Origin of the sequence: Acetobacter fabarum (assembly GCF_022483405.1) — a bacterium.
Lineage (GTDB): Bacteria > Pseudomonadota > Alphaproteobacteria > Acetobacterales > Acetobacteraceae > Acetobacter > Acetobacter fabarum.
This window is the reverse complement of the sequence record NZ_JAKVNI010000001.1, coordinates 2520353-2545633: the sequence shown is the minus strand read 5'-3', so window position 1 is coordinate 2545633 and position 25281 is coordinate 2520353. Positions and strand designations below refer to the sequence as shown.

Here is a 25281-nt window from a genome sequence, read left to right as displayed (position 1 = left end):
CAGTGTTTATATTAGGAAGTCTGACTATGGCTGATCTTGCTAAGCTTGTTGACGAACTGTCCGCTCTGACCGTTCTTGAAGCTGCTGAACTTTCCAAGCTGCTCGAAGAAAAGTGGGGCGTTTCCGCTGCTGCTCCTGTTGCAGTTGCTGCTGCTGCTCCGGGCGCTGCTGCTGCTCCTGCTGAAGAGCAGACCGAATTCACGGTTATTCTGGCCGCCGCTGGCGAAAAGAAGATCAACGTGATTAAAGAAATCCGTGGCATCACGGGTCTGGGTCTGAAGGAAGCTAAGGACCTGGTTGAAGGCGCTCCCAAGACCGTTAAGGAAGGCGTCAGCAAGGACGAAGCTGCCAAAATCAAGAAGCTTCTTGAAGATAACGGCGCAACCGTCGAAGTTAAGTAAGATTGCCTTGATCCCGCCCATATGTGGTGGGGTGAAGGAAATTGAGGTTCTCGGGTGGGGGTGTATGCCTCCGCCCGTTTGCCTGTTTCAGGTTGATCTGAGGCAGGTGGCCGGGTAAATCCGGTATGGTTTTGGCCGAAATAGGTCGGACCATCAGGCTCGCGGCAGACCACGAGCCTGATGGTCCGAGATAAGGGCGGGGCAGGAGCGACGATGAACGCAATCACCAAATCGTTCACAGGACGGAAGCGGATTCGCAAGAGTTTCGGGCGGATTCCCGAAATCGCCCCGATGCCGAACCTGATAGATGTGCAGCGCGCGTCTTACGAGACGTTTCTTCAGGCCAATGTGTCGCCTGATGCGCGCACTCCTACGGGTTTGCAGGAGGTATTCCGCTCCGTATTCCCGATCAATGACTTTGCTGGTCGTGGTCGTCTGGAATTCGTAAGCTACGAATTTGAAGATCCGAAATACGATGTTGAGGAATGCATCCAGCGTGGCCTCACGTTCTCCGCACCGCTGAAGGTCATTCTGCGCCTTATCGTGTGGGATGTGGACGAGGACACCGGTTCGCGCTCCATCCGCGACATTAAAGAGCAGCCGGTTTACATGGGCGACATGCCGCTCATGACCGATAACGGGACCTTTATCGTTAACGGCACCGAGCGCGTTATTGTCAGCCAGATGCACCGCTCCCCCGGCGTATTCTTTGACCACGACAAGGGTAAAACCCATTCGTCGGGCAAATACCTGTTTGCTGCGCGCGTTATTCCTTACCGTGGCTCCTGGCTCGATTTCGAATTCGACGCCAAGGATCTGCTGTACGTCCGTATCGACCGCAAGCGTAAACTGCCCGTCACCACGCTCCTTTATGCACTCGAAGGTGCTGCCTCCGCCGCTGCGCGCAAAGCGAAGCTGGCTGAAGGTGGGGATGTGGATGCGCTGGATATTCATGGCATGGATGCCAATGAAATCCTCGGCTACTTCTACGACACAGTCACTTTCACCAAGTCTGCCAAGGGCTGGGCGCGTCCGTTCGATGCGGACTCTTTCCGTGGCCTCAAGCTGCTGGCGCCGCTGGTGGATGCCGAAACCGGCGAAGTTGTGGCTGACGCTGAAACAAAGCTGACGGCACGTCTGGTTCGCAAGATTGCTGAAAAAACCCGTGAAGTGCTGGTGGGTGAAGTTGATCTGATCGGGCGCTTTATCGCCCACGACATGGTCAACATGAACACCGGTGAAATTTACGGTGAAGCCGGTGAGGAAATCACCGAAGCCCGTCTGGCTGCGCTTGAAGAAGCCGGAATTACCGAACTGCCGGTTCTGGCTATTGATTCCGCCAAAGGGCCGTGGATCCGCAACACGCTGACCGTTGATAAAAACAGCGGCCGTGATGAAGCGCTGATCGACATTTACCGCGTCATGCGCCCCGGTGAACCGCCAACGGCGGAAACGGCGGAAGCCATGCTGCAGGGCCTGTTCTTCGATGCAGACCGCTACGACCTGTCGGCTGTTGGTCGTGTGAAGATGAACATGCGTCTGGACATTGATGTGCCAGACACCGTGCGCGTTCTGCGTAAGGATGACATCCTGCGCACCATCAAGGTTCTGTGTGACCTGAAGGACGGCCGCGGTCAGATCGACGATATTGATAATCTGGGTAACCGTCGCGTGCGCTCCGTGGGCGAACTGATGGAAAACCAGTACCGTATCGGCCTGCTGCGTATGGAACGCGCTATTCGTGAGCGTATGGGCTCGGTCGATATTGATACGGTCATGCCGCATGACCTGATCAACGCCAAGCCTGCTGCTGCTGCTGTGCGTGAGTTCTTTGGCTCTTCCCAGCTCAGCCAGTTCATGGACCAGACCAACCCGCTGTCCGAAGTCACGCATAAGCGTCGTCTTTCAGCGCTGGGTCCGGGTGGTTTGACGCGTGAGCGCGCAGGCTTTGAAGTCCGTGACGTTCACCCGACCCATTACGGCCGTATCTGCCCGATTGAAACACCTGAAGGCCCGAACATCGGTCTGATCAACTCGCTGGCCACATACGCCAAGGTGAACAAGTACGGGTTTATCGAAACGCCGTATCGTCTGGTCAAGGACGGCGTGCTGCAGGACGGCTGGAAGTACCTCTCCGCCATGGAAGAGGAAAAGCTGGTTGTTGCTCAGGCTGACGCCAAGGTGAACGACGAAGGGGCGCTGACCAGCGACCTGATATCCGTCCGCCGTAACGGTGACTTCCGTCTGGTGCCCCCGACCGAAGTAACGGCCTGCGACGTATCGCCCAAACAGCTTGTTTCTGTTGCAGCAGCGCTCATTCCGTTCCTTGAGAACGATGACGCGAACCGCGCACTCATGGGCTCCAACATGCAGCGTCAGGCTGTGCCGCTGGTGCGCTCGGATGCGCCGCTGGTTGGTACGGGTATGGAAGCTGCTGTTGCACGTGATTCCGGTGCAACCATTGTTGCCAAGCGCAACGGTATTGTGGACCAGATTGACGGTGCACGTATTGTTGTGCGCTCGACGGATGCCAGCGGTGCCACACAGGGCGTCGATATCTATCGTCTGCGTAAATACTCACGCTCCAACCAGTCCACCTGCATTAACCAGCGTCCGCTGGTCCATGTGGGCGATCAGGTCAGCGCGGGTGATATTATTGCTGACGGTCCTTCCACGGAGCTGGGTGAACTGGCTCTGGGCCGTAACGTGCTGGTCGCGTTCATGCCCTGGAACGGTTACAACTTCGAAGACTCCATCCTGATTTCCGAACGGATTGCCAAGGATGACGTGTTTACCTCGATTCATATCGAGGAATTCGAAGTCATGGCCCGTGACACCAAGCTGGGTCAGGAAGAAATCACCCGTGACATCCCCAACGTTGGTGAGGAAGCTCTGCGCAACCTCGACGAAGCCGGGATTGTCTATGTTGGTGCCGAGGTTAACCCCGGCGATATTCTGATCGGTAAGGTTACGCCAAAGGGCGAAAGCCCGATGACGCCGGAAGAAAAACTCCTCCGCGCCATTTTTGGTGAAAAAGCATCTGATGTGCGTGACACATCCCTGCGTCTGCCGCCCGGCACAACGGGCACCATTGTTGATGTGCGTGTGTTCTCCCGCCGTGGCGTGGATAAAGACGAACGCGCAATGGCCATTGAACGCGCAGAAATTGAACGTCTGGCCAAAGACCGTGATGACGAACGGGCCATTCAGGAGCGTTCCTTCTACAGCCGTCTGCGTGAAAAGCTGCTCGATCAGACTGCTGGCGCTGGCTACAAGGGTATCCGCTCCGGCACGGTGATCACGCAGGAAGTTCTGGACGAACAGCCCCGTGCTACGTGGCGGCACATTGTTGTAACATCTGACAGCGTTATGGCTGAGCTTGAAACCCTGCGGCGCGAGTTTGATGCGGCTATTGCCCGTATTCAGGCCCGTTTTGAAAGCAAGGTTGAAAAACTCCAGCGTGGTGATGAACTGCCGCCTGGCGTGATGAAAATGGTCAAGGTGTTTGTCGCGGTTAAGCGTAAGCTTCAGCCGGGTGACAAAATGGCCGGTCGTCACGGGAACAAGGGGGTTGTCTCCCGCGTGGTTCCGGTTGAAGACATGCCGTTCCTGGAAGATGGAACGCCGGTTGATCTGGTTCTGAACCCGCTTGGCGTGCCATCGCGCATGAACGTCGGTCAGATTCTGGAAACGCATCTGGGTTGGGCATGTGCCAATATCGGCCGTGGTATTGGCGAACTGGTGGACGACTACCAGCGCACGGGCGAAAAACGTCAGGACCTGCTGGACCGTCTGAAAGACGTGTATGGCGACAAGGTCTATGATGACGCCATTGCGAACATGAACAACAACGAACTGGTGGAACTGGCCAATAACCTGCGCAAGGGCGTGCCTATTGCGACCCCGGTGTTTGATGGCGCTTCCATCCCCGATATTGAAGCCATGCTGGAAAAGGCTGGCGTTAACAAATCGGGCCAGTCGCAGTTGATTGACGGGCGGACAGGCGAACAGTTTGAGCGCAAGACGACTGTCGGTTACATTTACATGCTGAAGCTGCATCACCTTGTCGATGACAAGATCCATGCCCGTTCCATTGGTCCATACTCGCTTGTTACGCAGCAGCCGCTGGGTGGTAAGGCGCAGTTTGGTGGCCAGCGCTTTGGGGAAATGGAAGTGTGGGCGCTTGAAGCCTACGGTGCTGCTTACACGCTGCAGGAAATGCTAACCGTGAAGTCGGATGACGTGTCTGGCCGAACAAAGGTTTATGAAGCGATTGTACGCGAACAGGATGACTTTGAAGCCGGTATTCCGGAAAGCTTCAACGTGTTGATCAAGGAACTCAAGTCCCTTGGCCTCAATGTGGAGTTGGAGCAGGGGGCAGACTAACGGTGATTTTCCCCGCCACAATCCGTACTTATTTCAAGAAGGAGGCTGGAGCCATTGCTCCAGCGCTCCATTTCCCTTTGGGGGCTTCTGCACATGAATGAACTCATGAAAATTCTTGGCCAGACCGGCCAGGCAATGACCTTTGACCAGATCAAGATCCAGCTTGCATCGCCTGAGCAGATCCGGTCCTGGTCTTTTGGTGAAATCAAGAAGCCCGAGACCATTAACTACCGTACGTTCAAGCCTGAACGTGATGGCCTGTTCTGCGCTCGGATTTTTGGCCCGATCAAAGACTACGAATGCCTTTGCGGCAAATACAAGCGGATGAAGTTCCGCGGTATTATCTGCGAAAAATGCGGCGTTGAAGTCACACTGGCCAAAGTCCGCCGTGAGCGCATGGGTCATATTCAGCTTGCCAGCCCTGTTGCGCATATCTGGTTCCTGAAATCCCTGCCAAGCCGCATCGGCCTGATGGTCGATCTGACGCTCAAGGATCTGGAAAAGGTTCTGTATTTCGAGAACTATCTGGTTCTTGAACCGGGCACGTCTCCCCTCAAGCAGTATTCTCTCCTGAGCGAAGAGCAGTATCTCGACGCAATGGACGATTATGGCGAGGAAGGGATTGAAGTCGGGATCGGTGCCGAAGCGATCAAGAAGGTTCTTGAACGCATTGAGTGTGATGCCGAAAAGGTAGAGCTGCGTCAGGCGCTCAAGGAAACCACGTCCGAAGCCAAACGCAAGAAGCTCGTCAAGCGCCTCAAGCTGGTCGAAGCTTTCTCGGAAAGCGGTGCACGCCCCGAGTGGATGATTCTGGACCTGGTTCCGGTTATTCCGCCTGAACTGCGCCCGCTTGTGCCGCTTGATGGTGGGCGTTTTGCAACGTCCGATCTGAACGATCTGTATCGCCGCGTTATCAACCGTAACAACCGCCTCAAGCGGCTGATGGAACTGCGCGCGCCCGATATTATCGTGCGTAACGAAAAGCGCATGTTGCAGGAAGCTGTGGATGCCCTGTTTGATAACGGTCGTCGTGGCCGTGCGATTACAGGTGCCAACAAGCGTCCGCTCAAGTCCCTGTCTGATATGCTCAAGGGCAAGCAGGGTCGCTTCCGTCAGAACCTTCTGGGTAAGCGCGTTGACTACTCTGGCCGTTCGGTCATCGTGGTCGGGCCGGAACTGAAGCTGCATCAGTGCGGTCTGCCCAAAAAGATGGCGCTGGAACTGTTCAAGCCTTTCATTTACGCCAAGCTGGAAAAGTATGGTCATGCCACGACCATCAAGGCCGCAAAGCGGATGGTGGAAAAAGAACGTCCCGAAGTCTGGGATATTCTTGAAGAAGTTATTCGCGAACATCCCGTCCTTCTGAACCGCGCACCGACCCTGCATCGCCTTGGTATTCAGGCGTTCGAACCTGTGCTGGTTGAAGGTAAGGCCATTCAGCTGCACCCGCTGGTCTGCACCGCCTTTAACGCGGACTTTGACGGTGACCAGATGGCCGTGCACGTACCGCTCAGTCTGGAAGCCCAGCTTGAAGCGCGCGTGCTGATGATGTCGACCAACAACATCCTCAGCCCCGCCAATGGCAAGCCGATTATCGTGCCGTCTCAGGATATTGTTCTCGGGCTGTATTACCTCAGCCTGGAAACGCCTGAATTCAAGGTTACGCCGGATCGGAACGAATACGACGAAACAACGGGTGAACTGGTTAAAGCCGGTGCAGCATCTTTCTCTTCCATCGGGGAAGTGGAATACGCGCTCAATGCCGGGGCTCTCAAACTGCACGACAAGATCCGGGCCCGGTTTGAGCAGATTGATGCAGATGGCAAGCGCGTCTATGAAACAGCCGTGACCACACCCGGTCGTGTGCTGATCGCGCAGATCCTGCCCAAGCATGAAACCATTCCGTTCTCTCTGATCAACCGTCAGCTGACCAAAAAAGCCGTGTCTGACGTGATTGATACGGTTTACCGTCACTGCGGCCAGAAAGAAGCTGTCATTTTCTGCGACCGTCTGATGGCGCTTGGTTTCCGCCATGCTGCCAAGGCGGGTATTTCCTTCGGTAAGGATGACATGATCATCCCCGCTGAAAAGAAAGAACTGGTCGATCGCACCGCAGCCGAAGTTAAAGAGTTTGAACAGCAGTATCAGGATGGTCTGATTACGGCGGGCGAACGCTATAACAAGGTGGTCGATGCTTGGTCACGTTGCACGGACGAAGTGCAGGCTGCCATGACCAAGGAAATTTCCCGTCAGGAAGTTGGCAAGCCCATCAACTCTGTGTGGATGATGAGCCACTCCGGGGCCCGTGGGTCGCCGGCGCAGATGAAGCAGCTTGCTGGTATGCGTGGTCTGATGGCCAAGCCGTCTGGTGAAATTATTGAGCAGCCGATTATTGCCAACTTTAAGGAAGGCCTGTCGGTTCTCGATTACTTTACGTCTACCCATGGTGCACGTAAGGGTCTGGCCGATACCGCGCTGAAAACTGCAAACTCCGGTTACCTGACCCGTCGTCTGGTTGACGTGGCGCAGGACAGCATCATTATCGAAGAAGATTGCGGTAGTGAGCGCGGTCTGACCGTGCGTGCGGTGATGGATGGTGGGGAAGTCGTTGCCTCCCTGTCCGAACGTATTCTGGGCCGCACACTTGCGTCCGACGTTGTGGACCCCACGACTGGCAAGGTCATTGCAGCGCGCAACCAGCTTGTTGATGAAGCTGATGCGGAACGTATTGAAGCCTCCGGTGTGGAAGTTATCCATATCCGCTCCGTGCTGACCTGTGACAGCCGCGTTGGTGTTTGCGGTCGTTGCTATGGGCGTGATCTGGCACGTGGTACGCCGGTTAACATCGGTGAAGCGGTTGGTGTTATCGCGGCGCAGTCCATTGGTGAGCCTGGTACCCAGCTGACCATGCGTACCTTCCATATTGGTGGTGCGGCGCAGCGTGGTGCTGAACAGTCCATGATCGAAGCATCCCGCGATGGTAAGATTGTCATCCGCAACCGTAACGTGGTGCAGAACAGCCAGAACGTGCCAATTGTCATGGCCCGTAACTGTGAAATCCTGCTGACAGACGAAAAGGGCGTGGAGAAATTCCGCTACCGTGTGCCTTACGGTGCGCGTCTGCTCACAACGGAAGGCGCTACCGTGGCACGTGGCCAGAAACTGGCCGAGTGGGACCCCTACACCCTTCCGATCATCACGGAAAAAGCCGGTAAGATCGAATATCTGGACCTCATTGATTCCATCACGCTTGTCGAGCGTATGGACGAAGTGACCGGCCTGACCTCCAAGGTGGTGGTTGACTACAAGCAGGCAGGTAAGGGCGTTGATCTGCGTCCTCGCGTGCAGCTTAAGGATGCCAACGGCGAAGTGGTGAAGCTGGATAACGGTGGTGAAGCCCGCTACTTCCTGTCACCTGAAACACTGCTTTCGATTGAAAACGGTGCGGAAGTGAATGCGGGTGACGTGCTGGCACGTCTGCCGCGTGAAGGTTCCAAAACGCGTGACATTACCGGTGGTCTGCCGCGTGTGGCCGAGCTGTTTGAAGCGCGTCGTCCCAAAGATCACGCTATTATTGCGGAAATGGAAGGGCGCGTTGAATTCGGCAAGGATTACAAGTCCAAGCGTCGGATTGTCGTGAAGAATGATGAAACCGGACATGAGCAGGAATACCTGATCCCCAAAGGCAAGCACATTTCCGTTCAGGAAGGTGACTTTGTGGAAAAAGGCGATCCGCTGGTCGATGGTCCCCGCGTTCCGCACGATATTCTCAAGGTCATGGGGGTCGAGGCTCTCTCTGATTACCTGATCAACGAAATTCAGGATGTTTACCGTCTGCAGGGCGTGAAGATTAACGATAAGCACATTGAGGTTATCGTTCGTCAGATGCTCCAGAAAGTGGAGATTCTGGAACCGGGTGATACGACCTACCTGATCGGTGAGACGGTGGATCGGCTTGAGTTCGATGTCGAGAACACCAAATGCCTCAATGCGGGTGAACGCCCTGCGCTGGCTATGCCGGTGCTGCAGGGGATTACCAAGGCATCGTTGCAGACCCAGTCCTTTATCTCGGCCGCATCCTTCCAGGAAACCACGCGTGTTCTGACCGAAGCCGCAACAGCTGGTAAGGTTGATAAGCTCATGGGCCTGAAGGAAAACGTGATTGTGGGTCGTCTGATCCCGGCAGGGACGGGGAGCGTCATGAAGCGCCTGCGCGCCATTGCCGCAGAACAGGACAAACAGCGCGTGAGCCGTACGGCTGCTGAATAAACTCTTTATTATAAAGAGTTGGAAAAGGCCGGGGCATTGCTCCGGCCTTTTTTGTGGCTCCTGAGTGTGTGCAGTAGAGAATCGCCGGGTAAAGCTTGACTTCTGGTAGGGGGGGCTGTAGTTAGCAGCCCTCAGCTTTGTTTATCTTTATTGATGAGCAGGGCACTCAGGTTCTCTGTATGAGTTTTAGCATGCGGTTGGCTTCCGGGGGGAAGCGGAGCCGGATGCCAATATAGCCCCATCCGGGTTGTTGCCTGATGGGATCTTTTTAATGAAAGTCGGCTAGCCGCAGAAGATGCAGCTGGTCGACCGAACTGTGTAAGGATCGGGAAAGGCGCATGCCGACCATCAACCAGCTCATTGCCAAAGGGCGTAAGCCTGCAGTCAAGCGGAACAAAGTGCCCGCTCTGCAGGGCTGCCCTCAGAAGCGCGGCGTTTGCACCCGCGTTTATACGACGACACCGAAAAAGCCTAACTCCGCACTGCGTAAAGTTGCCAAGGTGCGTCTGACGAATGGCTATGAGGTGGTTAGCTATATTCCTGGTGAAGGTCACAACCTTCAGGAACATAGTGTTGTGCTTATCCGCGGCGGTCGTGTGAAAGATTTGCCGGGTGTTCGTTACCACATCCTTCGCGGTGTTCTCGATACGCAGGGTATCGCCAAGCGGCGTCAGCGTCGTTCGCTGTATGGCGCCAAGCGTCCGAAATAAGAGGAAGTTAAGGTATGAGTCGCCGTCATCGTGCTGTTAAGCGCGAGATCCTTCCCGATCCGAAGTTCGGAGATGTCGTCATTACGCGTTTTATGAACGCGCTGATGTTCGACGGTAAGAAGTCCACAGCCGAAAAGATTGTCTATGGTGCGATTGACGCCATGGCCCGTCGCAATGGTGCAGCATCCGATCCGATCGCGCTGTTCCATAACGCTCTGGATAACGTAAAGCCGGCCGTTGAGGTCCGTTCCCGCCGTGTTGGTGGTGCGACCTATCAGGTTCCGGTCGAAGTGCGCACTGACCGTCGTCAGGCTCTGGCTATCCGCTGGGTCATCGATGCAGCACGCAAGCGTGGTGAAAACACCATGCAGGACCGTCTGTCCAACGAACTTCTGGATGCCGTGAACAATCGTGGTGCGGCTGTGAAGAAGCGTGAAGACACGCATCGTATGGCTGAAGCCAACAAGGCATTCAGTCATTATCGCTGGTAATCCGTGAAAGTTCCGCTTTCCCTCTTGTCGAGGGATTGGGGCGCTTATAACAACTGCATCCCGGACATTTTTTGGGGCATGGAGTAAACAATGGCTAAGGCTAAATTTGAGCGGAATAAACCGCACTGCAACATCGGCACCATTGGTCACGTTGACCATGGTAAGACGTCTCTGACGGCTGCTATTACGAAGACCCTGGCAAAGACCGGCGGCGCTGAGTTCAAAGCATACGACATGATCGACGCCGCTCCCGAAGAACGCGCTCGCGGCATCACCATTTCCACCGCTCACGTGGAATATGAAACCGCAAACCGTCACTACGCGCACGTCGACTGCCCCGGACACGCTGACTATGTGAAGAACATGATCACCGGTGCGGCTCAGATGGATGGTGCCATCCTCGTTGTGTCCGCTGCTGACGGTCCGATGCCGCAGACCCGTGAACACATCCTGCTTGCTCGTCAGGTTGGTGTGCCGGCTCTGGTTGTCTTCTTGAACAAGGTTGACCAGGTTGATGATCCTGAACTGCTTGAGCTGGTTGAAATGGAAGTTCGTGAACTTCTGTCTTCCTACCAGTTCCCTGGCGACGACATTCCGGTAATCAAGGGCTCCGCTCTGGTTACTCTGGAAGACGGCGACCCGGAAGTTGGTGAAAACCGCGTTCGTGACCTGATGGACGCAGTTGATGCGTACATCCCGCAGCCGGAACGTCCGGTTGATCGTCCGTTCCTGATGCCGATCGAAGACGTGTTCTCGATCTCCGGTCGTGGTACGGTTGTGACCGGTCGTGTGGAGCGTGGTGTTGTCAACGTGGGTGACGAAGTTGAAATCGTCGGCCTGAAAGACACCATCAAGACCACCGTTACGGGCGTTGAAATGTTCCGCAAGCTGCTTGACCGCGGCGAAGCTGGCGACAACATCGGTGCTCTGGTGCGTGGTACGAAGCGTGAAGACGTTGAGCGTGGTCAGGTTCTGGCTAAGCCCGGCTCCATTACGCCGCACAAGAAGTTCAAGGCTGAAGCCTACATCCTGACGAAGGAAGAAGGTGGTCGTCATACGCCGTTCTTCACCAACTATCGTCCGCAGTTCTACTTCCGTACGACTGACGTGACGGGTGTTGTGCACCTGCCCGAAGGCACGGAAATGGTTATGCCCGGCGACAACTGCGCCATGGAAGTGGAGCTGATCGCTCCTATCGCCATGGACGAAGGTCTCCGCTTCGCTATCCGCGAAGGTGGCCGTACCGTTGGTGCAGGCGTTGTTGCCTCCATTATCGAGTAATCGATAAAGGATTAGAGACTGAGTGGCCCCGACCGATTATTCGGTTGGGGTCTTACTTGGCGGCCGGGTTATCCCGGACAAGTAAAGTGTTGGACTAAGAAACAGATGGACAACCAGAACATCCGCATTCGCCTGAAAGCGTACGATCATCGGGTGCTTGATAACAGCACGAAAGAGATCGTGAATACGGCGAAGCGTACGGGTGCGCGGGTTCGGGGTCCTATCCCGCTGCCGACGCATATCGAACGGTTTACGGTTAACCGTTCTCCTCACGTTGACAAGAAGAGCCGCGAGCAGTTCGAAATTCGGACTCATCGTCGTTTGCTCGATATTGTTGAGCCCACTCCGCAGACCGTGGACGCTCTCATGAAGCTCGACCTCGCCGCTGGCGTGGATGTCGAGATCAAACTTTAAGGTCCAGACGATGCGCACCGGATTGATCGCAAAAAAGTTGGGCATGTCCCGACTGTTCAAGGAAGACGGCACTCATGTGCCTGTCACCGTTCTGCACGTTGATGACGTGCAGGTGGTAGACGTTCGTACTCAGGAGCGTGATGGTTACGTAGCCGTCCAGCTGGGTATGGGCAACGCCAAGGTGAAAAACGTAACAAAACCCAACCGTGGCCATTTTGCCCGCGTGAAGGTTGAACCCAAGAAAACAGTTCGTGAGTTCCGTGTGGCCGATGACGCTACGCTGGAAGTCGGTGCTGCTCTTTCTGCTTCCCACTTCGTTGTTGGCCAGAAGGTTGACGTGACGGGGACGAGTAAGGGTAAAGGGTTTGCTGGCGCCATGAAGCGCTGGAATTTTGCTGGTCTTGAAGCCTCGCATGGTGTGTCCATTTCGCACCGTTCGCATGGTTCGACCGGTAACCGCCAGGACCCTGGCAAAACCTTCAAGAACAAGAAAATGGCTGGTCATCTGGGTGATGAACGCGTGACCACCTTGAATCTGGAAATCGCAGCGGTCGATCCGGAAAAGAATCTGATCATGATTCGTGGCTCCGTTCCGGGAGCAAAGAATGGTGTCGTTCTCATTCGTGATGCGATCAAGAAAGCCCGCCATAGCGATGCGCCGTACCCGGCAGCTGTGAAGGCGGAGGCCTGAGATCATGGAAATCGAAATCAAGACACTTGATAACGGCACGGCTGGTTCAGCTACGCTTCCGGAAGAACTTTTCGGCGCAGCACCCCGGGCAGATGTAATGGCACGCGTTGTGCACTGGCAGCTGGCAAAGCGCCGCGCTGGTACGCACAAGGTCAAGGGCATGGGCGAAGTGTCCGGCACGACCAAGAAGCCGTATCGCCAGAAGGGCACGGGTAGTGCACGTCAGGGCTCCCTGCGCGCTCCTCAGTACCGTACTGGTGGTGTTGTGCACGGTCCGGTTGTGCGTGATCACGGCTATGACCTGCCTAAAAAGGTGCGTCGTCTGGGCCTGATCTCTGCTCTGTCGCAGAAGGCTGCTGAAGGTAAGCTCGTTGTTCTGGACGCGGCTTCGGGCGTGACCAAGACCAGCGAACTGGCCAAGAAGCTGCAGGGGCTCGGCTGGGGCTCGGCTCTGATTGTGGACGCATCCGTGGACGAAAATTTCGTGCGCGCTGCTCGCAACCTGCCGAAGATCGACATTCTGCCGACCATTGGCGCGAATGTTTATGACATTCTGAACCACGAGGTGCTTGCCATCACGCAGGCAGGCCTTGAAGGACTGAAGGAACGCCTGGCATGACGAATATTCTTGCTATTCGCAAGAAAGCCGAGCGTCTCTCTCGGGAGGCTCTGTACGACATCGTGCGGACGCCTGTCATTACCGAGAAGGCGACTGCGCTTTCTGAAAAAAATCAGGTTGTTTTCAAGGTCGCAATGACGGCTAGCAAGCCTGAAATCAAGGTTGCGGTGGAAACGCTGTTCGGAGTCAAGGTTGTTGGCGTCAACACCCTTGTCCAGAAAGGTAAAACCAAGCGCTTTAAAGGGCGTATTGGTCAGCGTTCTGACGTTAAGAAGGCGTTCGTTCAGCTTGCAGAAGGTCAGTCCATTGACCTGACCGCGAAGCTGGCGTGACCAAGGGTAGAAACTAATGGCACTGAAGCACTTTAATCCTGTCACGCCGAGCCTGCGTGGTACGGTTCTGATTGATCGTGCTGACCTGTGGAAGGGCAAGCCGGTCAAGCAGCTTACGGAAGGTAAGAACAAGTCGGGCGGCCGTAATAATAACGGTCGTATCACGTCTCGTTTCCGTGGCGGCGGTCATAAGCAGTCCTATCGTTATGTGGACTTCAAGCGGCGCAAATTTGATGTGCTGGGCACTGTGGAACGTCTTGAATACGATCCCAACCGCACAGCCTTCATCGCGCTGGTGAAGTACGAAGACGGTGAACTGGCTTACATTCTGGCACCCCAGCGTCTGAAGGTTGGTGACAATGTCATCGCTGGTGCGCGTGTGGACATTAAGCCAGGCAATGCTATGCCGCTTGCTGCTATTCCGGTGGGTACGATTATCCATAACATCGAACTGAAGCAGGGCGCTGGCGGCAAGCTGGCCCGTTCCGCAGGGATGTATGCGCAGTTGGTTGGTAAGGATTCTGGCTACGCCCAGATCAAGCTGCAGTCTGGTGAATTGCGTGTTGTTCGCGGTGAATGCATGGCAACCGTTGGTGCCGTGTCCAATCCGGACAACATGAACCAGCACATGGGTAAAGCTGGTCGTTCCCGTTGGCTGGGTCGCCGTCCGCATAACCGCGGCGTGGTGATGAACCCGGTTGACCATCCGCATGGTGGTGGTGAAGGCCGCACATCTGGTGGTCGTCATCCGGTTACGCCGTGGGGCAAGCCCACCAAAGGTTACAAAACTCGGGTCAACAAGCGGACGGACGGTCTGATTATCCGTCGCCGGAAGACCGGCAAGTAAGGGGCAATAGAAGATGGCACGTTCCGTCTGGAAAGGTCCGTTCGTCGACGGGTATCTGCTGAATAAAGCTGAAGTATCCCGCGCATCGGGTCGGAATGAAGTGATCAAGATCTGGTCGCGTCGTTCAACGATTCTTCCGCAGTTCGTTGGTCTGACGTTCGGTGTTTATAACGGTCAGAAGTTCCTGCCCGTGCAGGTGACAGAGAATATGGTTGGCCACAAGTTTGGCGAATTCTCTCCCACCCGTACGTTCCACGGGCATGGTGCTGACAAGAAGTCTAAGCGGGGCTAAGAGCACAGATGAGCAAGCCGAAGCATCCGCGCACGCTCGCGGAAACAGAAGCGCAAGCTATCACGCGTAACATCCGGGTTAGCCCCCGCAAGCTGAACCTTGTGGCAGGCCTGATCCGTAATAAACCTGCATCTCAGGCAATTGCGACGCTGACATTCTCCAAGCGCCGTATCGCTCAGCAGGTTAAGAAAACGCTGGAAAGCGCGATCGCTAACGCTGAAAACAACCACCAGCTCGATGTTGATCAGCTGGTGGTCAAAACGGCCGAAGTGGGTAAGTCCATTGTCATGCGGCGTTTTCACGCACGTGGCCGCGGTCGTTCCGCACGCGTCGAAAAGTTTTTCAGTCACCTGAAGATTGTTGTAGCCGAGCGGGCCGTTGTGTCTGACACGGCTTCTTCCGAGCAGAAGGCGGCCTGAGCTATGGGGCATAAAGTCAATCCGGTCGGGCTGCGGCTCGGCATCAACCGCACCTGGGACAGCCGCTGGTACGCAGATGCAGACTATTCCCGTCTGCTGCACGAAGACCTTAAGCTTCGTGCATTCCTGCGCCGCAAGCTGGCTGGGGCAGGCGTATCCCGCGTAGTGATCGAACGCCCGGCCAAAAAGCCGCGCGTTACGATTTACGCAGCACGCCCTGGTGTTGTCATCGGCAAGAAGGGTCAGGACATCGACGCTCTGCGCAAGGAACTGACCCGCATGGCGGGTACGGAAGTTGCGCTGAACATCGTTGAAATCCGCAAGCCGGAAATCGATGCGACTCTGGTTGCTGAAAACATTGCCCAGCAGCTTGAACGCCGCGTAGCCTTCCGTCGCGCCATGAAGCGCGCCGTGCAGTCTGCCATGCGTCTGGGTGCCCAGGGTATCCGGATCAACTGCTCTGGCCGTCTGGGCGGTGCTGAAATCGCACGTATTGAATGGTATCGTGAAGGTCGTGTGCCCTTGCACACCCTGCGCGCCGACATTGATTACGGCACGGCAACGGCGAAGACCACCTACGGCACCTGCGGTGTGAAGGTATGGATCTTCAAGGGTGAAATTCTTGCTCATGATCCGTTGGCACAGGATCGCCGGGCGGCCGAACAGGCTCCTCAGCGCTGAGGAGAGGATAAAAAACAATGCTTTCCCCTAAGCGGACAAAATTCCGCAAAGCTCATAAAGGTCGTATTCACGGCCTTGCTAAAAGCGGTACCACACTGAACTTTGGTACGTTTGGCCTTAAGGCTCTGCAGCCGGAACGTATTACGGCGCGCCAGATCGAGGCCTCCCGTCGTGCCATTACCCGCGCCATGAAACGTGCGGGTCGTGTCTGGATTCGGATTTTTCCGGATATTCCGGTCTCGACAAAGCCTGCAGAAGTGCGTATGGGCTCTGGCAAGGGATCGCCTGAATTCTGGGTGGCCCGTGTGAAGCCTGGTCGTATTTTGTTTGAGATCGAAGGCGTACCGCCCGAACTGGCGCGCGAAGCGCTGGCTCTTGGTGCTGCCAAGCTGCCGATCAAGACCAAATTTGTGACCCGAATTGGAGATGCGTGAGATGGTAAAGGCAGTAAAGCCAGCTGATTTGCGCGCTAAAACACCAGACGAGCTTGAAGCCCGTCTGGTTGAACTCAAGCGTGAACAGCTCAACTTGCGTTTCCAGCAGGCCACCGGCCAGACAGAAGCGCAGAGCCGCGTCCGTGTGGTCCGCCGTGAAATTGCGCGCATCAAGACAATTGCTGCGCAGAATGCAAAGAATGCAGCAGGTGCAAAAACATCTGCTGCCAATGCCTGAGGAGAGGTAGCCGATGCCGAGGCGCGTCCTGACCGGACGTGTGACGAGCGACAAGATGGACAAGACCGTTACGGTTCTTGTCGATCGTCGCGTCATGCATCCTGTGTATAAGAAGTTCATTCGTCGCTCCAAGAAGTATGCGGCGCATGATGAAGAAAACATCTGCAAGATCGGTGATTCTGTGCGGATTGTTGAATGTGCGCCTATTTCTCGGCGTAAGACGTGGACCGTGATTTCCCGCAACGGTGAAGCCGTGGGCGTGGAACAAACCGCGTCGGCCTAACGTAAGGATTTCTAGGTTATGATCCATCCCGAGACCAACCTCGATGTGGCCGACAATTCCGGTGCACGTCAGGTGCAGTGCATTAAGGTGCTGGGCGGTTCCAAGCGGAAGTCTGCCTCGGTCGGCGACGTGATCGTCGTTTCCGTCAAGGAAGCCATCCCCCGTGGGAAGGTGAAGAAGGGCGATGTTCACCAGGCCGTTATCGTGCGTACGTCTTACCCGGTTCGCCGTCCCGATGGCAGCGCTATCCGGTTCGACCGCAACGCTGCCGTGCTGATCAACAAGCAGCAGGAACCGATCGGCACCCGTATTTTTGGCCCGGTCGTGCGTGAACTGCGTGCTAAGAAGTTCATGAAGATCATCTCTTTGGCGCCGGAGGTGCTGTAATGGCTGCCCGTATTAAAAAAGGCGATACGGTTGTCGTCATCACCGGCTCTTCCAAGGGTGTGCAGGGTGAAGTTCTGGAGGTTCGTCCTTCCGAAGATCGCGCTGTTGTCCGTGGTGTTGCAATTGCCAAACGTCACCAGCGCGCTAGCCGCATGGGGCAGGAAGGTGGAATTATTGCCCGTGAGGCAGCGGTTCACCTCTCCAACCTGAAACTGGTTGACCCGGCCTCCAAGAAGCCGACCCGCGTTGGCTTCCGTGTGCTGGAAAACGGCAAAAAAGTTCGCGTTGCCAAGGCGACTGGCGAAGTGATTGAAGGTTGAGAGGCCAGGTATGAGTGCGAATCAGGAAGGGCGTTCCCTCCCGCGCCTTCACCAGCGCTATGAGAGTGAACTTCGTGCCAAGCTGCGTGAGCAGTTTGGGTATAGCAACGAAATGCAGGTGCCGCGGCTTGAAAAAATCGTCCTGAATATGGGCGTTGGTGAAGCCGCTGGTGACCAGAAGAAGCTGGATGCAGCCGTTGCAGAAATGACCCTTATCGCAGGTCAGAAGCCGGTCAAAACGGTTGCTAAAAAAGCAATCGCTGGCTTCAAGATCCGTGAAGGGCTGCCGATTGGCTGTAAGGTCACGCTGCGTCGGGCTCGGATGTACGAATTTCTCGATCGTCTTGTGACGATTGCGATGCCGCGCATCCGCGACTTCCGTGGTCTCCCTGCGACAAAAGGCTTTGATGGTCGTGGCAATTTTGCCCTTGGCCTGAAAGAGCAGATTGTTTTCCCTGAAATCGAATACGACAAAGTGGACGAAGTCCGCGGTATGGATGTTGTGTTCGTGACCAGTGCGAAAACGGACGCAGAAGCTAAGGCTTTGCTGAAGGCATTTGATCTTCCCTTCTTGGGATGATACAGGCTGCTTTATTGTGTGATCTTGGAAAACCGTCGAAGGTTTTCGAAGGGTTCCGGAGGTAATGTTGTATGGCTAAAACATCTGCCATCCTGCGTAATGCTAAACGCAAGCGCATGGCGGCACGGGATAATGAGAAGCGTACCGCTCTCAAAAACATCGTAATGGATCGGTCTTTGCCCGTGGAAGATCGGTTCGATGCGTCTCTCAAGCTGGCAGAACTGCCGCGTAACGGTTCCCGTGTACGCGTGCGTCTGCGTTGCAAGCTGACAGGTCGTTCTCGCGGTAACTACCGTAAGTTTGAGCTGTGTCGTATCGCTTTCCGTGATCTGGCTTCTGATGGCCAGATTCCGGGAGTGGTGAAAGCTAGCTGGTAAGGGCTCGAGATGTCGCTTTCAGATCCTTTGGGTGATATGCTCACCCGTATTCGCAACGCTCAGCGTGCACGTCACAACTCTTGTGTTGCTCCGGCATCCAATCTGCGTGTGAACGTGCTTGAAGCTCTGCAGCGCGAAGGTTACATCCGTGGTTACAAGCGCGAAGAAGTGCGGAAGGGTATTTCCCAGTTGCACATCGAGCTGAAATACGCGGAAGGTGAACCGGTTATTCGTGAAATCCAGCGTGTTTCCCGCCCTGGCCGCCGCGTCTATTCCAAAATTAAAGAACTGCCGCGTGTGTGCGCCGGTCTGGGTGTTTCCATCCTGTCCACGCCGCGTGGTGTTCTGTCCGATGTAGAGGCCCGCGCCGCCAATGTTGGTGGTGAAGTCCTTTGCCGCGTATTCTGAGGAGGGATAAATGTCACGAGTAGGCAAGTATCCCGTCGAAGTTCCGGCAGGGGTTACAGTTTCCATCGCGGACGGTGTTTTTAAGGCCAAGGGTAAGCTGGGTGAGCTTTCTCTGCCCATCTCCAGTCATGTTACGGCTGAAGTGAAGGACAATTTGGTTGTTGTGCAGCCAAATGGTACCGAATCTCAGGCACGCATGATGTGGGGTACAACACGCGCACTTATCGCTTGTGCGGTCAAAGGTGTTTCTGACGGGTTCTCCAAGACCCTGGAAATTACCGGGACAGGTTATCGTGCTGCAGTGCAGGGTTCTAACCTCGTTATGAACCTCGGCTTTTCTCACGACGTGATCTATCCGATTCCTGCTGGCATCAAGATTTCTACCCCGCGTCCTACCGCGATTGTGGTGGAAGGGATTGATAAGCAGCGTGTTGGCCAGGTGGCTCTGGATATTCGTAGCTATCGCAAGCCTGAGCCTTACAAAGGCAAGGGTGTTCGTTATGATACGGAAACCATCCGCCGTAAGGAAGGCAAGAAGAAATAATGAGCACTCAGCAGGAATTGCGGAATCGGCGGCGCGCGCGTCTCCGTTTTCAGCTTCGCCGCAAGGCTGGTGGCCGTCCTCGTCTGTCGGTTTTCCGGTCTGGTAAGAACATCTACGCTCAGGTGATTGATGACGCGCAGGGGGTTACCCTTGCTGCAGCATCGACGCTGGATAAAGAACTGCGTGAAGCCCTGAAAAACGGCGCAACGCGGGAAAGCGCTGGTGCGGTTGGTAAGCTGGTTGCCCAGCGTGCTGTTGCGGCTGGTGTGTCTCAGGTCGTGTTCGATCGGGGATCTTATCTTTATCACGGGCGCGTCAAGGCCCTGGCGGAGGCGGCCCGTGAGGGCGGTCTCTCCTTCTGAGGAAAGGATCACGCAATGGCTCGTGAACCAAGAGAAGGCGGTCGAGGCGGCCGTGAGCGTGAACGCGAAGGCGATGAACTGGTTGATAAGCTGGTAACCATCAATCGCGTTGCAAAGGTTGTTAAGGGTGGTCGGCGCTTTGCGTTTGCTGCTCTGGTTGTGGTTGGTGACCAGAAGGGTCGCGTGGGCTACGGCGCTGGTAAGGCCCGTGAAGTTCCTGAAGCGATCCGCAAGGCCACCGAACGCGCCAAGCGTGGGATGATTCGCGTTCCCATGAAAGAAGGGCGCACGCTGCACCATGACGTTGCTGGTCACTTCGGTGCTGGTAAAGTTGTGCTGCGTTCGGCTGAAGCCGGTACGGGGATCATCGCTGGTGGTCCGATGCGTGCCGTGTTCGAAAGCCTTGGCATTAACGACGTTGTTGCCAAGTCCTTGGGGACCCGGAACCCGCATAACATGGTCAAGGCGACTTTTGACGCCCTGACACGTTGTGCCAGCCCCCGTGCTGTGGCAAACCGCCGCGGCAAGAAAGTGGCGGAAATCTTTGGCAAGCGCGACCAGGCTGCTGGTGCGGAGGCTGCAGATGTCTGATAAAAAAACTTTCAAGGTGACACAGATTGCGTCCGGTAACGGACGTAAGCCGGGTCAGCAGGAAACCCTGATCGGGCTTGGTCTGAACAAGATCGGGCGCGAAAAGGTTCTGGAAGATACCCCGTCTACCCGGGGTATGGTCCGCAAAGTGGCCCACCTGGTGAAGGTGGAGGACTAATATGAGACTCAACGAACTTCGTGATAACGAAGGTGCTCGCTACCGCAAAAAGCGGCTCGGGCGCGGTATTGGTTCCGGTAAGGGCAAAACGTCCGGTAAGGGTGTGAAAGGCCAGAAGGCACGTGAGGGTGTTTCCCTCAACGGGTTTGAAGGTGGTCAGCTCCCGATTTACCGTCGTCTGCCGAAACGGGGCTTTAAAAACATCTTCCGCAAGGTCTATGCACCAGTGAACCTTGGTGCAGTAGAACAGGCACTGGCCGATGGTAAGCTGGAAAACGGCGTGACTATCACCGAAGAAGCGCTGAAGAAAGCTGGTCTGGTCGGGACCGGTAAGTACGCAGGGGTTCGCATTCTGGGTGAAGGCGAACTGACAAAAGGCGTTTCTTTTGAAGTGTCTGGCGTTTCTGCTTCTGCTAAGGCTGCCATTGAAAAAGTTGGCGGCAGCATCAAGCTGCTGGTGACGGCACCTGTGGAAGCTAGCGCCTCCTGATTGGCGTGGGGGAGAGAGCAGTGGCAGACCCTGTTCTCTCTTCCGTGTTTAAGTCAGAACAGCTGTCTGATATTTTTCAGGCAATCATGCCAGCGTCTCCACTTTGTGTGGCGGCGCTGTTTGTGTGGAAGGACGGATGCATGGCTTCCGCGGCCGAACAACTGGCTGCCAATTTTAACGTAGGCTCCTTTGCCAAGGCGACGGAACTCAAGAAGCGGATCTGGTTTACGCTAGGCGCGCTGATTGTTTACCGTTTGGGAACGTATATTCCTGTGCCCGGTGTAGATGCTACGGTTATGGGGCAGCTTCTGGCGCAGCATCAGGGCGGCATTCTTGGCATGTTCAATATGTTTTCGGGGGGCGCTCTTGGGCGTATGACCGTCTTCGCGTTGAACATCATGCCCTATATCTCTGCGTCCATTATCGTGCAGTTGATGTCTACGGCGGTGCCCTCTCTTGAAGCCCTCAAGAAAGAGGGTGAGCAGGGGCGCAAAAAGCTCAACCAGTACACGCGTTACCTGACCGTGCTGATTGCGGTTTTTCAGGCCTACGGGATTGCGATCGGGCTTGAGAATGTTCAGAGCGGCGCTGCTGTTGTGAATCCGGGTCCGCTTTTTCTGGTCACCTGTGTAACAGCACTGGTGGGCGGAACAATGTTCCTGATGTGGCTTGGTGAGCAGATTACGTCGCGCGGTGTTGGTAATGGGATTTCTCTCATTATCTTTGCCGGTATCGTGGCCAACCTGCCGCATGCCTTGGTGAGCCTTTTCCAGTTGGGGTACACGGGCGCTCTGTCGTCCTTCTTTGTGCTTCTGTTCCTTGTGCTGGCTGGTCTGACCATCATGTTCATCGTGTTCATGGAACAAGCACAGCGGCGGGTTATTATCCAGTATCCCAAGCGGCAGATGGGGCAGCGCATGTTTGGTGGAGACACCACGCATATGCCGCTCAAGGTGAACACGGCAGGGGTTATCCCACCGATTTTTGCCTCTTCGGTGCTGCTGATTCCTGTTACCCTAGCAGGGTTCATGAACGGTAAGTTATTGCCGGGCTGGTTATCATTTCTGGGTGAAGAACTGGGGCAGGGGCAGCCTCTGTATCTGCTCTTTTACGCATTGATGATTATCTTTTTCTCGTACTTCTATGCTGCGGTGACCTTTAACCCGGCAGAGACGGCAGATAACCTGCGTAAGCAGGGTGGGTTCATTCCTGGCGTGCGGCCTGGTGCTTCCACTGCATCGTACTTTGACAAGATCCTGACGCGTCTGACGACCATTGGCGCGGCTTATATGGTGGCAGTCTGTCTGTTGCCGCAGATACTGATCAGTCGCTATAATGTGCCCTTCTACTTTGGTGGGACCAGCCTGATCATTATTGTGTCGGTTACGATTGATACGGTTACTCAGGTGCAGTCACACTTGGTGGCGCATCAGTACCAAGGGCTTATGCGTAAGTCTCGTGGTGGCAGGAAGCAGAGGATCATCAGACGATGAATATTATTTTTCTGGGCCCGCCTGGGGCCGGAAAAGGTACGCAGTCCAAGCTTCTGGAAGAACGCCACGGACTGATCCAGATTTCCACCGGGGATATGCTGCGTGCCGAAGTGGCGCGTGGCTCCGAGGTTGGTAATCAGGCAAAGGCATTGATGGTCGCGGGCAAGCTTGTGCCCGATGCCCTGATTATTGCCATGCTCAAAGACCGGATTGCCCAGCCGGACTGCCAGAATGGGTTTATTCTGGATGGCTTCCCCCGCACTCTGGGGCAGGCTGAAGAGCTGGATGCCATGCTCGCAGCGGATGGGAAGAGCATTGATGTCGTGCTGTTTCTGGACGTGAATGAAGAGATCCTTGCAGATCGTATTTCTGGACGTTTTACCTGCGCACAATGTGGGCAGACATATAACGAAGCGTCCAACCCGCCTGTAAAGGAAGGGGAATGCGATAGCTGTGGGAGTCATGAGTTCAAGCGCCGGGCAGACGACAAGCGTGAGACAGTTGTTGAGCGCCTGAAAGAATACCGCAATCTGACCGCGCCGATTCTGCCGTTTTATGAAAAAACGGGGCGTTTGCGTAAGGTAAACGGCATGCTTTCGACTGCTGAAGTGACAGCAGAAATTGAAGCAGCGCTTAAGGATAGCGGCGTGATCACGAAGAAGTGATCAGTTTTCGTTGACTTGTAACGGTGGTCGGTATATTTCGCGGCCACCAAGTGAAATCCGCCCAGTCAAGACAGGGCTATGAGCCGTTCGCTGTAAAAGCGGGCGAACAGGAGTATAAGGCGTGGCACGTATTGCCGGCGTGAATGTCCCGACAAACAAGCGGGTTGTGATCGGGCTTCAGTATATTTATGGAATTGGCGCATCTAAGGCGGCAGAAATCTGCAAGTCCTTGGAGATTCCGGAAGCAAAGCGGGTTAACGAACTCAGCGACGATGAAATCATGAAGCTCCGTGAGCTGATTGATGGCACCTATCGCGTTGAAGGCGACCTGCGTCGTGAAATTGCGATGAACATTAAGCGCCTGATGGATCTTGGTTGCTACCGCGGCCTGCGTCATCGTCGTGGCCTGCCGGTGCGTGGCCAGCGGACGCACACCAATGCCCGTACCCGTAAGGGTAAGGCAGTGGCTATTGCCGGTAAGAAGAAAGCAACCCGTTAATCCAATCCGCTAAGGCGCCCAGCCTGCAAACGCAGGCTGGGCAGGGACTGAGGTAGAAAAGACATGGCGAAAGCCGCAACACCGCGTGTTCGTAAAAAAGAGCGTAAGAACATTATTTCGGGCGTGGCGCATGTGCTCTCCACGTTCAACAACACCATGATCACCATCTCTGATGCTCAGGGGAATGCTATCTCCTGGTCTTCTGCTGGTGCGCAGGGCTTTAAGGGCTCGCGGAAGTCTACGCCTTATGCGGCGCAGGTTGCGGCTGAAGATGCAGGCCGCAAGGCCCGTGAACACGGCATGGAAACGCTGGAAATTGAAGTTTCCGGTCCTGGGTCGGGGCGTGAAAGCGCACTGCGTGCCCTGCAGGCTGTTGGTTTCACGATCACTTCCATTCGTGATATGACACCAGTCCCGCACAATGGCTGCCGCCCGCGTAAGCGTCGCCGCGTCTGAGCTTACGAGCGGAAAGGCTGCCTGATAACAAGCCGCCTTTCCATTTGTTGTGTCCACTTCAGAGAAATCGCTGCGCAAGCAGTGGTTTTTCGTATTGAAAGGCCGGTCCATTGGTCCTTCAGAAAAACTGGCAATCTCTGATCAAGCCCGAAAAGCTTGAAGTTGAATCCGGAGTGGAGCCCGCTCGTATCGCAACCGTAGTGGCTGAGCCGCTGGAACGCGGTTTTGGTATGACGCTCGGTAACGCCCTGCGTCGGGTTCTGCTGTCTTCTCTTCAAGGTGCTGCGGTCACGGCAGTTCAGATTGACGGCGTTCTGCACGAGTTTTCGTCCGTTGCCGGTGTGCGGGAAGATGTGACTGACATCGTCCTGAACATCAAGCAGCTGGCGTTGCGCATGCACGGTGAAGGGCCGAAGCGTATGGTGCTGACGGCCACTGGCCCCGGCGAAGTGCGCGCAAGCCAGATCCAGACAGGTCATGACATTGAAATCATGAACCCTGATCTGGTCATCTGCACGCTTGATGACGGCGTCAAGCTGGGCATGGAATTTATTGTTAATACCGGAAAAGGCTATGTTCCTGCGGCGGCTAACCGCCCGGAAGATGCCCCGATCGGCCTGATCCCGGTTGATGCAATCTATTCGCCCGTCAAGCGCGTGTCCTATAAGGTGGAACCGACCCGTGTTGGTCAGGTCACCGACTATGACAAGCTGCTGCTTACGGTCGAAACAAATGGTGCGGTAACGCCCGAAGATGCAGTGGCTCTGGCCGCGCGCATTCTGCAGGATCAATTGCAGCTCTTCATCAACTTTGATGAGCCGCGTCCTGTACAGGCTGAAGAGCCTGAGGATGATCTGCCGTTCAACCGTAATCTGCTGCGCAAGGTGGATGAGCTTGAATTGTCTGTTCGTAGCGCAAACTGCCTGAAGAACGACAACATCATCTACATCGGGGATCTGGTTCAGAAGAGTGAGCAGGAAATGCTGCGCACACCGAACTTTGGCCGTAAATCCCTGAACGAAATTAAGGAAGTCCTGACCTCCATGGGGCTGTCCTTGGGTATGAATGTCCCGGCCTGGCCGCCGGAAAATATTGAAGAGTTGGCAAAGCGGCTTGATGAGCCGTTTTGATTTGACTTTTCCC

32 protein-coding genes are annotated in these 25281 nt (G+C 55.4%); all 32 read left to right on the top strand.

What is annotated here, in order from left to right; translation table 11 throughout:
- Positions 1–26: 26 nt before the first annotated feature.
- Positions 27–401 carry a 50S ribosomal protein L7/L12 gene (gene rplL, locus LKE65_RS11870; RefSeq protein WP_086647122.1) on the top strand — a complete coding sequence of 125 codons (375 nt, stop codon included), beginning with the start codon at positions 27–29 and terminating at the stop codon, positions 399–401.
- Between the two features lie 213 nt (positions 402–614).
- The gene (rpoB, locus tag LKE65_RS11865; protein WP_095348977.1) at positions 615–4787 is read left to right on the top strand and encodes a DNA-directed RNA polymerase subunit beta; all 4173 of its coding nucleotides are present in this window, start codon (positions 615–617) and stop codon (positions 4785–4787) included.
- Between the two features lie 93 nt (positions 4788–4880).
- The gene (gene rpoC / locus LKE65_RS11860; protein ID WP_278741457.1) at positions 4881–9056 is read left to right on the top strand and encodes a DNA-directed RNA polymerase subunit beta'; all 4176 of its coding nucleotides are present in this window, start codon (positions 4881–4883) and stop codon (positions 9054–9056) included.
- A 338-nt stretch (positions 9057–9394) separates the two neighbouring features.
- On the top strand, positions 9395–9766 hold the full coding sequence (gene rpsL / locus LKE65_RS11855; RefSeq protein WP_003622698.1) for a 30S ribosomal protein S12: 372 nt from the start codon (positions 9395–9397) through the stop codon (positions 9764–9766).
- Between the two features lie 14 nt (positions 9767–9780).
- Positions 9781–10257, top strand: a complete 477-nt coding sequence (gene rpsG, locus LKE65_RS11850) for a 30S ribosomal protein S7 (protein WP_059023537.1) — start codon at positions 9781–9783, stop codon at positions 10255–10257.
- 90 nt (positions 10258–10347) lie between these two features.
- Complete coding sequence (tuf, locus tag LKE65_RS11845; RefSeq protein ID WP_086647124.1) at positions 10348–11538, top strand: elongation factor Tu; 1191 nt, start codon at positions 10348–10350, stop codon at positions 11536–11538.
- Positions 11539–11643: 105 nt separating this feature from the next.
- Positions 11644–11952: a 30S ribosomal protein S10 gene (rpsJ, locus tag LKE65_RS11840; protein WP_007282720.1), complete on the top strand. Its 309-nt coding sequence runs from the start codon at positions 11644–11646 to the stop codon at positions 11950–11952.
- Positions 11953–11962: 10 nt separating this feature from the next.
- Positions 11963–12643: a 50S ribosomal protein L3 gene (rplC, locus tag LKE65_RS11835; RefSeq protein WP_086647125.1), complete on the top strand. Its 681-nt coding sequence runs from the start codon at positions 11963–11965 to the stop codon at positions 12641–12643.
- Between the two features lie 4 nt (positions 12644–12647).
- Positions 12648–13262, top strand: coding sequence for a 50S ribosomal protein L4 (gene rplD, locus LKE65_RS11830; RefSeq protein WP_048852978.1), 615 nt, complete (start codon positions 12648–12650; stop codon positions 13260–13262).
- On the top strand, positions 13259–13594 hold the full coding sequence (locus tag LKE65_RS11825; RefSeq protein WP_048852979.1) for a 50S ribosomal protein L23: 336 nt from the start codon (positions 13259–13261) through the stop codon (positions 13592–13594). The genes rplD and LKE65_RS11825 overlap by 4 nt, the downstream gene beginning before the upstream one ends.
- Before the next feature lie 16 nt (positions 13595–13610).
- The gene (gene rplB / locus LKE65_RS11820) at positions 13611–14441 is read left to right on the top strand and encodes a 50S ribosomal protein L2 (protein ID WP_278741454.1); all 831 of its coding nucleotides are present in this window, start codon (positions 13611–13613) and stop codon (positions 14439–14441) included.
- 13 nt (positions 14442–14454) lie between these two features.
- Positions 14455–14733: a 30S ribosomal protein S19 gene (rpsS, locus tag LKE65_RS11815; RefSeq protein ID WP_012812769.1), complete on the top strand. Its 279-nt coding sequence runs from the start codon at positions 14455–14457 to the stop codon at positions 14731–14733.
- An 8-nt stretch (positions 14734–14741) separates the two neighbouring features.
- The gene (rplV, locus tag LKE65_RS11810) at positions 14742–15152 is read left to right on the top strand and encodes a 50S ribosomal protein L22 (protein ID WP_086647127.1); all 411 of its coding nucleotides are present in this window, start codon (positions 14742–14744) and stop codon (positions 15150–15152) included.
- Between the two features lie 3 nt (positions 15153–15155).
- Complete coding sequence (gene rpsC / locus LKE65_RS11805) at positions 15156–15833, top strand: 30S ribosomal protein S3 (protein WP_086647128.1); 678 nt, start codon at positions 15156–15158, stop codon at positions 15831–15833.
- A gap of 17 nt (positions 15834–15850) precedes the next feature.
- Positions 15851–16267 carry a 50S ribosomal protein L16 gene (gene rplP / locus LKE65_RS11800; RefSeq protein WP_025826957.1) on the top strand — a complete coding sequence of 139 codons (417 nt, stop codon included), beginning with the start codon at positions 15851–15853 and terminating at the stop codon, positions 16265–16267.
- A gap of 1 nt (position 16268) precedes the next feature.
- Complete coding sequence (gene rpmC, locus LKE65_RS11795) at positions 16269–16505, top strand: 50S ribosomal protein L29 (RefSeq protein ID WP_086647129.1); 237 nt, start codon at positions 16269–16271, stop codon at positions 16503–16505.
- 13 nt (positions 16506–16518) lie between these two features.
- The gene (gene rpsQ, locus LKE65_RS11790; RefSeq protein WP_086647130.1) at positions 16519–16788 is read left to right on the top strand and encodes a 30S ribosomal protein S17; all 270 of its coding nucleotides are present in this window, start codon (positions 16519–16521) and stop codon (positions 16786–16788) included.
- An 18-nt stretch (positions 16789–16806) separates the two neighbouring features.
- Complete coding sequence (gene rplN, locus LKE65_RS11785; protein ID WP_025826951.1) at positions 16807–17175, top strand: 50S ribosomal protein L14; 369 nt, start codon at positions 16807–16809, stop codon at positions 17173–17175.
- On the top strand, positions 17175–17495 hold the full coding sequence (rplX, locus tag LKE65_RS11780; RefSeq protein WP_086647131.1) for a 50S ribosomal protein L24: 321 nt from the start codon (positions 17175–17177) through the stop codon (positions 17493–17495). Before rplN ends, rplX begins: the two co-directional genes overlap by 1 nt.
- A 10-nt stretch (positions 17496–17505) precedes the next feature.
- The gene (gene rplE / locus LKE65_RS11775; RefSeq protein ID WP_048852987.1) at positions 17506–18075 is read left to right on the top strand and encodes a 50S ribosomal protein L5; all 570 of its coding nucleotides are present in this window, start codon (positions 17506–17508) and stop codon (positions 18073–18075) included.
- A 71-nt stretch (positions 18076–18146) separates the two neighbouring features.
- Positions 18147–18452: a 30S ribosomal protein S14 gene (gene rpsN, locus LKE65_RS11770; RefSeq protein ID WP_025826945.1), complete on the top strand. Its 306-nt coding sequence runs from the start codon at positions 18147–18149 to the stop codon at positions 18450–18452.
- A gap of 9 nt (positions 18453–18461) precedes the next feature.
- Entirely contained in the window at positions 18462–18860 is a 399-nt protein-coding gene (rpsH, locus tag LKE65_RS11765; protein ID WP_086647132.1) for a 30S ribosomal protein S8, read from the top strand.
- A 10-nt stretch (positions 18861–18870) separates the two neighbouring features.
- Positions 18871–19404 (top strand): 50S ribosomal protein L6, encoded by a 534-nt coding sequence (gene rplF, locus LKE65_RS11760; protein ID WP_086647133.1) that lies wholly within the window; start codon positions 18871–18873, stop codon positions 19402–19404.
- Complete coding sequence (gene rplR / locus LKE65_RS11755) at positions 19404–19766, top strand: 50S ribosomal protein L18 (RefSeq protein WP_086647134.1); 363 nt, start codon at positions 19404–19406, stop codon at positions 19764–19766. The genes rplF and rplR overlap by 1 nt, the downstream gene beginning before the upstream one ends.
- Before the next feature lie 15 nt (positions 19767–19781).
- Complete coding sequence (gene rpsE / locus LKE65_RS11750) at positions 19782–20357, top strand: 30S ribosomal protein S5 (protein ID WP_048852990.1); 576 nt, start codon at positions 19782–19784, stop codon at positions 20355–20357.
- Complete coding sequence (gene rpmD / locus LKE65_RS11745) at positions 20350–20535, top strand: 50S ribosomal protein L30 (protein ID WP_086647135.1); 186 nt, start codon at positions 20350–20352, stop codon at positions 20533–20535. The genes rpsE and rpmD overlap by 8 nt, the downstream gene beginning before the upstream one ends.
- Position 20536: 1 nt before the next feature.
- Positions 20537–21025, top strand: coding sequence for a 50S ribosomal protein L15 (gene rplO, locus LKE65_RS11740; protein ID WP_086647136.1), 489 nt, complete (start codon positions 20537–20539; stop codon positions 21023–21025).
- Positions 21026–21165: 140 nt separating this feature from the next.
- Positions 21166–22518, top strand: a complete 1353-nt coding sequence (gene secY, locus LKE65_RS11735; RefSeq protein ID WP_278741452.1) for a preprotein translocase subunit SecY — start codon at positions 21166–21168, stop codon at positions 22516–22518.
- A complete protein-coding gene (locus LKE65_RS11730) occupies positions 22515–23183 on the top strand; it encodes an adenylate kinase (RefSeq protein WP_086647138.1) in 669 nt (222 codons plus the stop codon). Before secY ends, LKE65_RS11730 begins: the two co-directional genes overlap by 4 nt.
- A 121-nt stretch (positions 23184–23304) precedes the next feature.
- Positions 23305–23682 (top strand): 30S ribosomal protein S13, encoded by a 378-nt coding sequence (rpsM, locus tag LKE65_RS11725; RefSeq protein WP_086647139.1) that lies wholly within the window; start codon positions 23305–23307, stop codon positions 23680–23682.
- A gap of 63 nt (positions 23683–23745) precedes the next feature.
- Positions 23746–24138 carry a 30S ribosomal protein S11 gene (gene rpsK / locus LKE65_RS11720; RefSeq protein WP_025826926.1) on the top strand — a complete coding sequence of 131 codons (393 nt, stop codon included), beginning with the start codon at positions 23746–23748 and terminating at the stop codon, positions 24136–24138.
- 110 nt (positions 24139–24248) lie between these two features.
- Complete coding sequence (locus tag LKE65_RS11715; protein WP_025826924.1) at positions 24249–25268, top strand: DNA-directed RNA polymerase subunit alpha; 1020 nt, start codon at positions 24249–24251, stop codon at positions 25266–25268.
- Positions 25269–25281: the final 13 nt, after the last annotated feature.